General features: G+C 69.7%; 11 protein-coding genes. 3 read left to right on the forward strand and 8 right to left on the reverse strand.

The genetic code is table 11. The features are described 5' to 3' along the window. Positions 1 to 3,268 precede the first annotated feature (3,268 nt). Positions 3,269 to 4,270, reverse strand: coding sequence for a non-homologous end-joining DNA ligase (gene ligD, locus ABN611_RS39650; RefSeq protein ID WP_350281747.1), 1,002 nt, complete (start codon positions 4,268 to 4,270; stop codon positions 3,269 to 3,271). An 85-nt stretch (positions 4,271 to 4,355) separates the two neighbouring features. Here ligD and ABN611_RS39655 point away from each other — a divergent pair, with 85 nt between their 5' ends. Further along, entirely contained in the window at positions 4,356 to 5,240 is an 885-nt protein-coding gene (locus ABN611_RS39655) for an NAD(P)-dependent oxidoreductase (RefSeq protein ID WP_350277455.1), read from the forward strand. 96 nt (positions 5,241 to 5,336) lie between these two features. After that, positions 5,337 to 5,870 carry an ATP-binding protein gene (locus tag ABN611_RS39660; protein ID WP_350277456.1) on the forward strand — a complete coding sequence of 178 codons (534 nt, stop codon included), beginning with the start codon at positions 5,337 to 5,339 and terminating at the stop codon, positions 5,868 to 5,870. Here ABN611_RS39660 and ABN611_RS39665 read toward each other — a convergent pair. The 5 genes from ABN611_RS39665 to ABN611_RS39685 form a co-directional block, all read right to left on the reverse strand. Beyond that, the gene (locus tag ABN611_RS39665) at positions 5,796 to 6,380 is read right to left on the reverse strand and encodes a dihydrofolate reductase family protein (RefSeq protein ID WP_350277457.1); all 585 of its coding nucleotides are present in this window, start codon (positions 6,378 to 6,380) and stop codon (positions 5,796 to 5,798) included. The genes ABN611_RS39660 and ABN611_RS39665 overlap by 75 nt on opposite strands. Before the next feature lie 172 nt (positions 6,381 to 6,552). Continuing rightward, positions 6,553 to 7,674, reverse strand: coding sequence for a tRNA dihydrouridine synthase DusB (gene dusB, locus ABN611_RS39670; protein WP_350277458.1), 1,122 nt, complete (start codon positions 7,672 to 7,674; stop codon positions 6,553 to 6,555). A gap of 1 nt (position 7,675) precedes the next feature. Next, positions 7,676 to 8,338 (reverse strand): hypothetical protein, encoded by a 663-nt coding sequence (locus ABN611_RS39675; protein WP_350277459.1) that lies wholly within the window; start codon positions 8,336 to 8,338, stop codon positions 7,676 to 7,678. A 2-nt stretch (positions 8,339 to 8,340) separates the two neighbouring features. Further along, entirely contained in the window at positions 8,341 to 9,726 is a 1,386-nt protein-coding gene (locus ABN611_RS39680) for a glycine--tRNA ligase (protein WP_350277460.1), read from the reverse strand. 103 nt (positions 9,727 to 9,829) lie between these two features. Then, a complete protein-coding gene (locus ABN611_RS39685) occupies positions 9,830 to 10,111 on the reverse strand; it encodes an antibiotic biosynthesis monooxygenase (protein WP_350277461.1) in 282 nt (93 codons plus the stop codon). 33 nt (positions 10,112 to 10,144) lie between these two features. Between ABN611_RS39685 and ABN611_RS39690 the strand changes: the two genes are divergently transcribed. After that, positions 10,145 to 10,441: a DUF6703 family protein gene (locus ABN611_RS39690; protein ID WP_350277462.1), complete on the forward strand. Its 297-nt coding sequence runs from the start codon at positions 10,145 to 10,147 to the stop codon at positions 10,439 to 10,441. On the opposite strand, the gene eboE is transcribed toward ABN611_RS39690, so the two are convergent. Together eboE and ABN611_RS39700 are read right to left on the reverse strand one after the other, a co-directional pair. Then, positions 10,438 to 11,589: a metabolite traffic protein EboE gene (gene eboE / locus ABN611_RS39695; RefSeq protein WP_350277463.1), complete on the reverse strand. Its 1,152-nt coding sequence runs from the start codon at positions 11,587 to 11,589 to the stop codon at positions 10,438 to 10,440. The two genes, ABN611_RS39690 and eboE, sit on opposite strands and share 4 nt — an antisense overlap. An 84-nt stretch (positions 11,590 to 11,673) precedes the next feature. Further along, a complete protein-coding gene (locus ABN611_RS39700) occupies positions 11,674 to 12,981 on the reverse strand; it encodes a YibE/F family protein (protein ID WP_350277464.1) in 1,308 nt (435 codons plus the stop codon). Positions 12,982 to 13,003 lie beyond the last annotated feature (22 nt).

Below are 13,003 nucleotides of genomic sequence, written 5' to 3' on the forward strand. Positions count from 1 at the left end.
GCTGCGATCGATCGACGGACTCTCGTACAGACAGCGCGTCCGGCTGCTCGCCGACCAGGCGCCGCAGCTGGTCGGCCTCCTCGGCGAGCTGGCGCGCGGTACCGCTTTCGAGCGGCTCCTCGGGCTGCAGCTCGCCGAGATCACCCGCGACACGTCGTACGTCGTCCGCATGCTCCGCGACCCCGACCCGGCCGTCCAGTCGCGGGCGCTCGCGGCGGTCGGCCGCGGGGTGCCGGTCACCGACGACGACCTGCGGATCCTGTACGACGACGCGCCCGCCGCGCTGCGGTCGAAGCTGGTGGCCTTGGTACGACGGCAGCGCCGCGAGCATCTCGCAGTACGGCTGATCGACGAGCACCGGGCGCGCTGGGGCGACGTGGCAGCGACCGGTCTGCTCGACACGACCGACCACGCGACCGTGGCGCGGCTGCTGCCCGAACTGGCGTACTGCGTGACGCCGGGCGGCTGGCGGCAGCTCGCGAAGCACCACCCGGACGAGGTACTGGCGTTTGCTCGTACGACGCTGCCTGCCGACGACGAGTGGTGGCAGGGCGTGGGCCACGGCGTCACTGCGGCGTTCGCACACACGCCGGACGAGGTGCTGCAGCTGCTCAAGGAGGCGATGCCGGCACACGACCTGCCGGGGGCCGTGGTCGACATCATCGGTCCGCTGACCGACCGGGACCGGGCTGGTGTGCTGGAGCTGCTGCTGGCACCTGACCGGCGGCACGTGGTGCAGCGGGCGCTCACGCCGGCCTTCCAGCGGCGGCTGCACAGGTACTCCGACGACGAACTAGTAGCGCTCGGCCGGGTCCTGTGGCCGCAGCTCACTGCTCTGCTGGCTGCACTCGCACCGTCGCGGCGGGCGGTGATCTTCGCGGCGGTGACCGAGTCTGTCGACCTCGGTCAGGCACAGCTGAGCTCGGACCTCCTCCAGGTGCTGCCGCACGCGGTGCGCATCGAACAGACGCGGCGGATGCTGGCACTGCCGTCGATCAGCGAGAACCCGACGCTGCGCCGCAGGGTCGCCAGTCACCTGCCGTTCGACGAGACGTTCGCGCTGCTCCAGCCGGAGGTGGGCGCTCCGGACGCCGGTATCCGCAGCTCGGTCTACCAGGCGATTCTCCGGTCGGCCGGCTACGGCAGGCGACCGGAGGAGGTGGTGCAGGCGGTCACCTGGGCAGCCGGACGGATCCGCAACGACCAGGACACGGTGCGGCTGCACGCCCTGCAGGCTGTCGTAGACCTGCCACCGACGCTGTTGACCGATGCACTGACCGAGTCGCTGGACACGTTGCTGACCGATGCGCTGGCGTCGCGAGACGCGTCCTGGGCAACGCGGCGGACGCTGAGACAGCTCGCTGAGCAGGCGGTCGTGTGCGGCGCCGTCCACGACCGGCCCGGCGTACTGGAATGGGGACTACAGGCGCACGCACGCCTGTCCGAGAACACGGGTTCGCTCAGTCTGTACGGCCTGGTCGATGGGCTGCCCCGCGGCCGCGAGGTCGAGGTGTACGACGTACTGCGCCCGACGATCGAGGCCGCGGCCAAGCGGAACGAGTTCGGGCTGGCGCTCGCGGTGGCGGGTGCTCTCGGCCGGCGGGCGTGGTCGTTGCAGCCGCTGCAGGAGGTGCTGGAGCAGGCGGTCTGGTCGAACCAGGAGTACACCGTCGAGTCGGCGTGCCGGTACTGGCTGGACGCGCCCGCTACCCGCGGGCCGCGCATCGAGCAGATCATTGCGCGCGACGTACGGATGGCTCGCTGGCACCCGGTCTGGTGGGTGGTGACCGAACTCCGCCTCGACCTGCTCGATCCAGTGCTGGCTGCGGCGGACCAGATCCGTCGCTTCGACCGGAACAGCGCTGCGTGGGAGGTGCCGAGCTACGCGCTGCGGCTCTGGTTGCCGCGGCAGCAGGCCCGGTACGCCGAGCTGCTGGTCGGCGTCGCTCGTGACGAGCGGATGCCGGAGTGGTACCGGGCGTCGGCGGTCAAGACGCTCGGGCGGGTACCTGGTGCACGGGCCGCGTTGGACGAGTTCCTCGTGAGTCCCGACGTACTGCTGCAAGAGGCTGCGCTCGCTGCGCTGGCGTGGACGGAACGGCCTGACCTGGCGATGCCGTTGTTGCTGGCGCATGCGGGTGACGACCGGGCGCGGGTCGCTGTGTATGCGGCTGGGCGCGCCGCGCGGTATGTGCGGCCGAGTCTGCTGGTTGGGCTGCTGCAGCCGGTGCTAGCTGGTGAGGCGGTCAAGGTCACGTCGCGGAAGGAGGCAGTGCGGCTGCTGGGCGAGCTGCGGGCGCCAGGTGCGAGCGCAGTACTCACAGAGGCGTGGTCCGGGGCGCATCGGGATGTGCGGGCGGCTATTGCGCGGACTGTGTCGCAGTACCTGCTGTACGACGCTGCGGCGTGGGCCGTGCTGGAGCAGGCGGTGCACGACTCGGCGGCGACTGCTGTGGCGCTGACGGCGCGGCGGGCGTACGACGTACCTGTGGCGTACCGGTCGCGGTACGCGGACCTGTTGATCGCTGTGACGACTCGGAGCGAGCCGGACGTTGTCGGACCGGCGTTGCTCGGGTTGCTCGGGTGGGCGCGGTCCAACCCGGCTGCGATGCGGGTGTGTGCTGACTTCATCAGTCGACTGTCGCTGCGCAACCGCGTGTGGCGGGACGCGACTACTGCCCTGGTGTCGTACTTCGCGACGGATGCGCCAGCTGGGCTGGACGAGGTGGTGGAGACCGTCCGGCTGCTGGTGCGGCTGGAGGCGGACCCGGCGCTGCCGGACGCGCAGCCGGACCGGGATCACCCGGCGCGGCAGCGCCTCGGCTACCTGGTCGGTGAGCTGGCCAGTCACTTCAGCCGCCGTTCGGCTGAGACCCGTCGGCACTTGCGCGCAGTCGCCGATGAGCTGGTTGGTCCGGACTTCGTCGAACTGCGGCTGCAGCTGCTGGTGCTCACGCTGGAGGTCGACGAGCTCGGCGATGTCGTCGGTGACGATCCGCTGGCTGCGTTGACTGCGGCTCAGCTCGTCGGCTCGCGGTTGGGCGCGACCGAGTCCAGCTGGGTTCCGGCCGATTTGCTGCCGGTTGCCGAAGTGCTCGTCCACTCCCCCGATCTCGCTTCCGGGCTGCTGGCCAACGCCGTGCTGGGGGGCCGCGGCACCGCGCGCCGGGTGGTCGCCCGAGTGGCGTGCACTGTTGGTTGCCCTCCGCAACCACCCGGCGCCGGTCGTCCGTCGCCGGGCGCTCGACCTGACGACGGCGACAGAGTCCTAGTCGGCTGGCTTCTGGTCAGCCGGTTTCGGGTCGGCTGCGGCCTCGGCCTCGCGGGCGCGTTTGCGGCGCTTGCCTTCGTGCATCGCCGCGACGCGCGCGACCGGGATCGCCCGGCCTTCCTCGAGCAGGTCCTCGGGGAGGGACTGCGGCGCCGGCACCTGCTCCGCCCACGGGTCGCGGTCGCCGAGCTGCTCGAGCGCCGTACGCACCGTGAAGTCGCGAGGCGTCACGCTCTCCAGGTCGTCCCAGCCCACCGGGAACGACACCGTCGTACCGGGCCGGACCCGCGGGCTGTACGCCGCGACGACCGTCGCACCACCGGCCCGCGTCGAGTCGACGAAGACCTTCCCGTGCCGGTCCTCCTTGATGTACGCCGTGGTCGCGACCGACGGATCGAGCTTCTCGGCGCGCGCCGCGATCGCTCGCGTCGCGGCCGCCGCGTCCTCGATCGGCACGCTGTCGTCGATCGGCACGAACACGTGCACGCCCTTCGCACCACTCGTCTTGACCGCACCCGCCAACCCGGAGTCGGTCAGCGCCTGCCGCACCAGCAGCGCCGCCTGCACCGCCATCGCGAACGTCTCCCCCTCGGGCGGGTCGAGGTCGAGCACCAGATGCGTGACCCGGTCCCAGCGGTCGGCCCGCATCAAGGTCGGGTGGTACTCGACGGCGCGCTGGTTCCCGAACCACAGCAGCGTCCGGCGGTCGTCGCACAACGCGTACGACACCTCGCGCTTGGACGCCTCCGCCCACACCTGCACGGTCTTCACCCAGTCCGGGGTGTACTTCGGCACGTTCTTCTGCATGAACTTGGGCTGACCCGGCCGGATCCGCACCACCGACAGCGGCCGCTCCCGCAGCTCCGGCAGGATCCGCTCGTGGACCGCGTCCAGGTAGTCGACCAGATCCCGCTTGGTCGCCTCGGCCCCGTCGAACAACGGCTGATCGAGATTGGTCAGCTCGACCCCGTCCCGCACCTCATCCGCCTTACGCGCCATTCCCCGAGCCTAACGGCCGCCCGGGCTTCCAGGATGCGTGATTCGTTCAAGACGGGCACGGCGTACCGCTCGTAGCGTCGCGGGCATGATCCTCGTGACCGGTGGGCTCGGCATGATCGGCGCCCACACCGCCCGCGCCCTCCTCGACCTCGGCCGGGACGTCGTCGTGACGTCGCATCGCCGGAGTTCGGTGCCGTCGTTCCTCGACGGCGAGGTCGCGGTGGAGGCGCTGGACGTCACCGACCGGGACGCGTTCCTCGCCCTCGGGGAGCGGTACGACGTGACGGACATCGTGCACCTCGCGGGCAGCATCCCGGACGATCCGGTCGCGTACTTCCGCCATGACATGACCGGGTTGTTCAACGCGCTGGACGCGGCGCGGTCGTGGGGCGGCCGGCGGTTCGCGGTCGCGAGCAGCCTCGGGGTGTACGCCGGGCAGGCCGAAACGCCTTGGCACGAAGGCCTGCCGCTGTCCACCGTGGACCTGCCGCACCTGATCGTCGCGTTCAAGAAGTCCGTCGAGCCGATCACCACGCACGCGCTGCAAGGGTCCGGCGTCCATCCGCTGATCCTGCGCATCGGGTCGACGTGGGGCCCGCTGATGGATCCCGAGACCCCGTTCAACTACCTCCCGCCGTACATCAACGCCGTACTGCGAGGCGAAACACCCGACGCGCTGCACGCCGACGACGGCGGCGACTGGTGCTACGCCCCGGACGCCGGCCGCGCGATCGCGCTCCTCGTCACCGCCGGAACGCTCGACCACACGACGTACAACGTCTCCAGCGGCAGCCCGATGCGCAACCAGCAACTGGCCGAAGCACTGGACGTCCCCTGCAAACCCGGCGGCCAGCCGGGCCCGCACCTGGACATCACGCGCCTGACCGAAGCCACCGGCTTCACCCCGCACTACACGGTGCCTGAAGCCGTCGCGCACTACATCAACTGGCGCACCACCAACCCGCGCTGATCGCGACACCTCCCGGAGTCACGAGACACCGCGTGGCGTGTTCCGCGATACCGGCAGGTGTTGCGGACGGCCTGGCGCGGTCGGTTGGATGGCGGCGTGGCCAGACTGGTTCTGCTGTGCGGCACCTCGTTCTCAGGCAAGAGCACGCTGGCGCGGGCGCTCGCGCCTCGGTTGGCCGCTGAGGTGGTGAGTCTCGACGAGCTGAACGAGCGGCGCGGACTGTGGGGTGGCGACGGGATCCCGGTCGAGGAGTGGGTGCGGACGCACGAGTTGGCGTCGGCCGAGGTTCGCGGGCTGCCGAGTGCCGGCACATCGGTGGTTGTCGACGACACCAGCTCGCCGCGATTCCTGCGGGACCGCTGGCGCTCGCTGGCGCGCGAGGCCGGGGCCCGATTCACCTTGGTGTACGTCGATGTGGACCAGGCGACGGTCCGCCGGCGGTGGGCCGCGAACCGGGCTGATCCGAGGCGGCGGGACGTTGCCGATGCTGTGTTCGAGCAACACCTCGCCGACTTCGAACCACCGCAGCCCGACGAGGCCGCTGTCGTCGTGCGCTCAGGCGTGGAGAGTCGGGTGGTAGATGAGCTCTTGGGTGTGGTTGTCGAGCGTCCGGGCCTCGACGAGCGTTAGGTCGAAATCGGCGGCCTTCGCAAAGATCGGGTCCGCGCCGGTGCGACCGCTGATCACCGGAAAGATCGTCACCTGGACGAGGTCCACCAGTCCGGCGGCCATCAGAGCGTTGTTCATGGCAACACTACCGACAGACCGCAGCGGCAACTCAGACTCGTGCTTGAGGCGGGCCACAACGTCCACCGCGTCGCCGGCTTCAACGGTCGCGTTCTTCCACCTCAGCGGGCTTTCGAGGGTCGACGACACCACGGTCGTCGGCAACGTCAGCATCCGCAAATTCACCTGATCATCGAACTTGGCCTCCTCCACGCTGGGCCCCAGTACCTCGAGAAACTGCCGATAGGTATTCCCCCCGAGCACCATCCGCACGTCGTCCCGATACAAGGCCACCCGCCGCCCGATGAACTCCGGCCCACCCTTCCCCCAATACCCACCCCAGTCCCCGTTCTCGTCATAAGACCCGAACCCATCGAGCGTGCAGAAGATGTCCCACGTGTACGACGCACTCATAAGCCCTCCTCAGTAGCTCCACTATCACCCGTACTACGAACACCCGAGAGCCAATCCGACACACAACCCGCGGAACAGGTGCGGGCACCGCGCCGGAGCAATCAGGCGCCCCGCCCGACGCGCCCGCCGCCGAAGGCGGCCAACAGAACAGGCGCCGCGAAGCGGTGTCCTATTAACCGCCGGAGACGCCGATTTCCGCGTCGGCCAGGTCGGCGGTGAGGCCGTCTGTGTCGTCGAGCCAGCCTTGGGGGAGGACGATGTGGTCTCGGGGGCTGCCCTGGCGGCCGCGGGGGGCGCCCAGTTCGGCTACCGGGAACGGGACACTCGGGTCGAGTTGGGCCAGGAGTTCGTCCAGCCGAGCGAGCGTGTCGACCATGCCGAGCGCGGCGCGGAGTTCGCCGCCGGCGGGGAAGCCCTTCAGGTACCACGACACATGCTTGCGGAAGTCCCGCAGACCACGCTGCTCCCCCATCAGCTCAGCAAGCAGCTCACCGTGCCGCCGCATCACCGCCGCAACCTCGCCCAACGTCGGCAGACTGAGCGCCTCGCCACCCGAGAATGCCACCGCCAAATCGCGGAACAACCACGGCCGTCCCAAGCACCCGCGCCCGACGATCACCCCGGCGCACCCGGTCTCGGCCACCATCCGCAGCGCGTCCCCGGCCTCCCAGATGTCGCCGTTGCCGAGCACCGGGATGTCCACGTGCTCGACCAGCGCGGCGATCGTCGACCAGTCCGCCTGTCCGGAGTAGGCCTGCGACGCGGTCCGCCCGTGCAGCCCGATCGCGGCCGCGCCGGACTCCTCCGCGATCCGCCCCGCGTCGAGGTACGTCTGGTGGTCGGCGTCGATCCCGATCCGGGTCTTCATCGTGACCGGTACGCCGTACGGCGTCGCGGCCTGGACCGCGGAGCGAAGGATCGCGCCGAGCAGGTTCCGCTTCCAGGGCAGGGCCGCGCCGCCGCCCTTGCGCGTCACCTTCGGGACCGGGCAGCCGAAGTTCAGGTCGACGTGCGCGACGCCGTACTGGTCGCAGAGGATCTGCACGGCCTTCCCGATGTACGTCGGGTCGACGCCGTACAGCTGCACCGACCGCACGGTCTCCCGCGGGTCGAAGGTGAGCATGTCGAGCGACTTCTGATCACCTTCGACGATGCCGCGCGAGGTGATCATCTCGCACACGTACAGCCCGGCGCCCTGTTCCGCGCACAGCCGCCGGTACGCCGCGTTGGTGATGCCGGCCATCGGCGCCAGCACCACCGGCGTTTCGATCGTCAGGTTACCCAGCTGAAGCATGTCAGGCCTTCGCCACCAGCACCTGTCCGTTACCGGAAACCTGTGCTTTGTAAGGCTGTACGGCGTTCGCGGTCGTCGTCACGTCGCACGCGATCGGCTCGCCGGAGTGCTTCACCACGGCGACGTCGTCCATCGTGCAGGTGACCTTCGCGGCGTCCGTCACGGTCCGCAGTACGGCGTCGACCACCTTGGCGCGAACGATCGCGACCGACTGCGAGGTGAACTTGTACGACGCTGTGTACGTCTTCGCCTCGACCGTCAACGTGCCGCTGTAGGACTTCCCGGCGTACGTGACCGTGCAGGTCAGCTCGTGGTTGCCGGGCTTGTCCGCGTCGTCGATCCCCGGGCACTTCACGGTCGTCGGCGCCGCCTTGCCGGCCGCGATCTGCGCCTGCTTGGCGATCGCGAACGTGATCCGCTCGGCGAGCGGCGCGTCGTTCTCCGGCTCGCCCGTGACCTTCGGCGTCGGCCACGGCTTGGACGGCGTCGGCAGCGCGGTCAGCGTCGGCGTCGACGCAGTCGGGATCGGCGCACTCGACGCGGGCGCACTCGACGCCGTGCTGGAGGCGGGCGCCGACGGACCGGCCTCCGGCGCACTGTCCGAGCACGCCGACAACGGCAGCGCGACCAGCGCCACCACCGCCAAGGCCCCCGTCCGCCGCATGGTCAGCAACCCACCAGGCGCTGGGCGAGATACCCGGTGACCTCGGTCAGCGCGACCCGCTCCTGCTTCATCGAGTCCCGCTCGCGGATCGTCACGGCCTGGTCCTCGAGGGTGTCGAAGTCGACGGTGATGCAGTACGGCGTACCGATCTCGTCCTGGCGCCGGTACCGGCGGCCGATCGCGCCGGCGTCGTCGAAGTCGACGTTCCAGTTCTTCCGCAGCTCGCCGGCCAGGTCGCGCGCCTTGGGCGACAGGTCCGCGTTCCGCGACAGCGGCAGGACGGCGGCCTTGACCGGCGCGAGCCGCGGGTCGAAGCGCAGTACGGTGCGCTTGTCGACGCCGCCCTTCGCGTTCGGCGCCTCGTCCTCGGTGTAGGCGTCCAGCAGGAACGCGAGCACGTTACGCGTCAGCCCGGCCGCGGGCTCGATCACGTACGGCGTCCAGCGCTCGCCCTTCTCCTGGTCGAAGTACGACAGGTCCGCGCCGGAGTGCTTGGAGTGCGTGGACAGGTCGAAGTCGGTGCGGTTCGCGATGCCCTCGAGCTCGTCGAACTCCTTGCCGCCGAAGTTGAACCGGTACTCGATGTCGACGGTGCGCTTCGAGTAGTGGCTGAGCTTCTCCTTCGGGTGCTCGTAGAACCGCATGTTGTCCGGGTTCAGCCCGAGGCCGACGTACCAGTCCCAGCGCGCCTTCAGCCAGTACTCGTGCCAGTCCTCGTCGGAGCCCGGCTCGACGAAGAACTCCATCTCCATCTGCTCGAACTCGCGGGTCCGGAAGATGAAGTTGCCGGGGGTGATCTCGTTGCGGAAGCTCTTGCCGACCTGGGCGATGCCGAACGGCGGCTTCTTCCGGGCGGTGCCCATCACGTTCGCGAAGTTGACGAAGATGCCCTGCGCGGTCTCCGGGCGGAGGTAGTGCAGGCCCTCCTCGGACTCGACCGGGCCGAGGTACGTCTTCAGCAGGCCGTTGAACATCCGCGGCTCGGTGAAGGTGCCCTTGTTGCCGCAGTTCGGGCAGGCGATCTCGGCGAGCTTGACGTCCTCGGGGTCCTTGTTCTTCCGGCGGGCGAAGTCCTCGCGGAGGTGGTCATCGCGGAACCGCTTGTGGCAGGACTGGCACTCGGTCAGCGGGTCGACGAACTCGGCCAGGTGGCCGGAGGCCTCCCAGACCTGGGTCGGCAGGATCACCGAGGAGTCCAGGCCGACGACGTCGTCGCGGCCGGTGACCATCGTCCGCCACCACTGGGTGCGGACGTTGTTCTTCAGCTCGACCCCGAGCGGTCCGTAGTCCCAGGCCGACTTGGTACCGCCGTAGATCTCGCCGCACGGGTAGACGAAGCCCCTCCGCTTGCTGAGGCTGACGACGGCATCGACGGTTTCCACGGGCACTTTTCGACTCCAGAACGGGCACAGATCGGTACTGAACGGATACTTGGCGAAACTACGGAAGGGTCCAGGCTATCGGTCCCGGGCACCCTCTATCGAATCCGCGTCAGCCGGGGAAATCCTCGTACGCCGTCGGCTCGTCGATTGCCTGCGACAGCAGCGGTACGGCGGTCAGCTTCACGTCGTACGGCGACAGCGCGCGCCGGTAGCTCCCGACGTTCTCGAACTCCAGGGTCAGCGCCAGCAGTTCCGGGTCGTCGACGTTCCGCCCGGTGCGCGCCGCCACGAACCCTTTCTGCTTCCCGAGCACCTCCACCGCGGCCCGCAGCCGCTCGGCGAACTCGTCCTGCGCGGACTCCCCCACCCGGAACCTGATCACCACGAACACGGGCCCCACCCTAAGACCTGGAACAATGGCGGCATGAGCACCCCCAGCAGCCCGTTGCGGCAGCGGATCACGAAGATCAGTTATCCGTACGTCGCGAAGCTGCACGCCGCGCCCAAGTTGACCCTGCCGGGTATCACGCTGCTGCTGGCGCTCGTCGGAGTGTTCGCTCCGGTTCCGGTCGGCGTACCGGCCCTGGTACTGCTGGCGTTGCTGCTGGGCTGGCTGGCGTTCCTGTCGTGGCCCGTGGTCACCCGCGGCCCGAAGTTCCTGCGGATCTTCTCGATCCTGGTGATCCTGCTGTTCGCGGTCTCCCGGATCGCGAACGGCTAGTAGGCCTCGTCCAGGCCGAGAGCGGTCAGCCGGTCCCGCAGCCAGGCCAGTTCCTTCGCGATCCGTTTCGCCAACGTCTGCTGGGTTTTGGGCGCCCGCGGCCACACGTAGACCTCGGACTCGAGATGGTGCGTGAGCGCGTGACCGCCTCCGACCAGCCGGGTCAGGCAATCGTCGAGTACGCCGGTTGTCGCGCTGAGCGGAGGCGGCGGCGCAGCGTGCGCGGCCAGGTGTGCGTGCATCCGCCAGGCCGCGTGTCCCGACAGCTCGTACGCCTGCTCCACATCGTCCACCCCTGGCCCGCCCCACTCGCGCACCTGCCGCAGGTACTTCGCCGTACCGAGCTGGCTGAGCACGTAGCGGCCCGGTACGTCGGACGGATCCACCAGCGTCGGAGCCACTGACAGCTGCGCCTTGACCACATCCACGCCCGCTCGCCATAGCAGCTCGAACGACTCTGCCGGCTGCTCGAACTGCACCGCCAGATGACACGTGTCCAGTCCGAGCCCGATGCGCGACGTACCGCCGTTCGGGCTGGAGTAGCGGTCCAGCCAGGCCGCGGCCTGGCCGATCATCTCCAGCACGCAACCCGGCTCGGTCTCAACGGCGATGCGGATGGTCCGGCCGGTCCTGGCCTCGGTCCGCGCGAGGTGTTGCTCGACGCGGTCGAAGGCCTCCCGCGCGGCCCGGTTGCGCGCCCTCGACCACGGCACGCGCCAGGCGAGCGGCACCGTCGAGATGGACCCGTACGGCGCGTCCGAGGGCAGCAGGTCAGCGAGTACGTCGATCAGGTCGAGCGTGTAGCGCAGCCGTTCGGGGTCGGTCCAGTCCGGGCAGTAGAGCTTGCTGCCGACGACCTTGTCGGTGAACTGCGCATGCGGGATGCCGTTGAGCGTGAAGACCTCCAGCTGATTGCGGTGCAGCGCGCGGCGCAGCTTGCTCAGCGAGGCCGGCGAGTTCGCCAGCCGGTCGGCGAGCCGGTGCGGGAACCACAACCCGATTCCCAGCACGGGTACGCCGAGCCGCGCGCGGACCGCACCGGCACAGCCGTCGAGCGCCGCGACCAGGTCGTCGAGCTCCGCGGCCGGATGCACCGTCGCGCAGTACCCGAGCTGGACGGTCGAACCGTCCCGATGCCGGAACCTCATCAGCACTCCTCACCCCGTGCGGCCACCAGGAGTAGTCAGAGGCGGACTCTCGGTGACCTACCAGCAGGGTAGAAGGCGGGAGGGTCAGGCGGAAGGGCTGGTTTTCGGTTCGATCGGGGCAGCCACCAGATCACGGGACCGGTCGGCCACGGCCATCGCGGCCAGCGCCGTGGTGAGCGGGACCGCGGCGATGATGCCCAGGCTGCCGACCAGGCCGCGGACGATCTCCATCGCGACCGACTCGGTGGAGATCACCGACAGCGCCGGCAGGTCCTGGATCGCGAACACGATCAGCACCGGCATCGACGCACCGGCGTACGCGAGGACCAGCGTGTTGACCACCGAGGCCACGTGGGTTCGGCCGATCCGCAGCCCGGCGGCGACCAGCTCGCGCCGGTTCGCCGCGGGGTTCGCGGCGGACAGTTCCCAGACGGCGGCCGCCTGCGTGACCGTCACGTCGTCGAGCACGCCCAGGGCGCCGATCACCATCCCGGCCACCAGCAGCCCGGTCAGATCGAGGTCCGGCGCGAACGACTTGGCCACCGACGCACCCTCCGCGGCCAGGCCGCTCAGCTGCGACAGCTCGGTGAAGAACCAGCCGAGCAGCACCGTGAGCCCGAGCGCGGCGATCGTCCCGGCGAGAGCTATCGAGGACTCGGCATTGATCCCGTGGGTCAGATACACCGCGACCGTCATGATCACCGCGCCGCCCACGACCGCAACGAGCAACGGGTTCGAGCCCTTCAGGATCGCCGGCAGGATGAACTGCGTCAGCATCACCGCGGTCACCGCCAGCGCCATCAGCGCGGCGAACCCCCGCCAGCGCGACAGCGCGACCACCGCGATCGCGAACACCACCGCGATGATCAGCAAGGGCTTGGTCCGGTCGTGGTCGACGTACTGGTACTTCTCGGTCAGCGGCGCGCCGTCCTGGATGCCGAGCATCACCGACTGCCCGACCTTGACCGGGATCGTCGTCTCCCCCGCCGTCGGGACCTGGACCGGGACCTCCTGCCCCTTCTCCGGCCCGTTGCTCAGCTTCACGGTCGCCTGGTCGCACTTGTCCTTCGGGTCCGGACAGGCCTGGACCGCGGTGACCTCGCCGCGCGCGGTGCTGGTCTGGTACGACTCGACCTTCACGCCGCCGCCCGGCCAGAGCACGACCAGCAGCACGACCGCGGCCGTGATCAGCGGGATCAGTACGGCGGCCACCACGATCCGGACGCGCCGCGCGACGACCGCGTCCGAGTCCACCACCGAGGTGTCGACCACGTGGTCACCCGCCCCGTGCCCGTGGCCGTGTCCGTGCCCGTGTCCCGGGGGAATGTCGAGCGCCCGGCGGCGGTTCCCCTTACCGTCGGCGCGCCGGCGCCCGACGTTGCGGCTGGCCATCGTGAACTCCCTGTTTTGACAA

The sequence above is a fragment of the Kribbella sp. HUAS MG21 genome (assembly GCF_040254265.1).
GTDB lineage: Bacteria > Actinomycetota > Actinomycetes > Propionibacteriales > Kribbellaceae > Kribbella.

Bases quoted from the DNA above. Each gene is read 5' to 3' on its own strand.
- ABN611_RS39665 (WP_350277457.1), bottom strand. From the start codon at position 6,380: ATGAGTGCGTCGTACACGTGGGACATCTTCTGCACGCTCGATGGGTTC.
- ABN611_RS39655 (WP_350277455.1), top strand. From the start codon at position 4,356: ATGATCCTCGTGACCGGTGGGCTCGGCATGATCGGCGCCCACACCGCC.
- ABN611_RS39700 (WP_350277464.1), bottom strand. From the start codon at position 12,981: ATGGCCAGCCGCAACGTCGGGCGCCGGCGCGCCGACGGTAAGGGGAAC.
- eboE (WP_350277463.1), bottom strand. From the start codon at position 11,589: ATGAGGTTCCGGCATCGGGACGGTTCGACCGTCCAGCTCGGGTACTGC.
- ligD (WP_350281747.1), bottom strand. From the start codon at position 4,270: ATGGCGCGTAAGGCGGATGAGGTGCGGGACGGGGTCGAGCTGACCAAT.
- dusB (WP_350277458.1), bottom strand. From the start codon at position 7,674: ATGCTTCAGCTGGGTAACCTGACGATCGAAACGCCGGTGGTGCTGGCG.
- ABN611_RS39690 (WP_350277462.1), top strand. From the start codon at position 10,145: ATGAGCACCCCCAGCAGCCCGTTGCGGCAGCGGATCACGAAGATCAGT.
- ABN611_RS39675 (WP_350277459.1), bottom strand. From the start codon at position 8,338: ATGCGGCGGACGGGGGCCTTGGCGGTGGTGGCGCTGGTCGCGCTGCCG.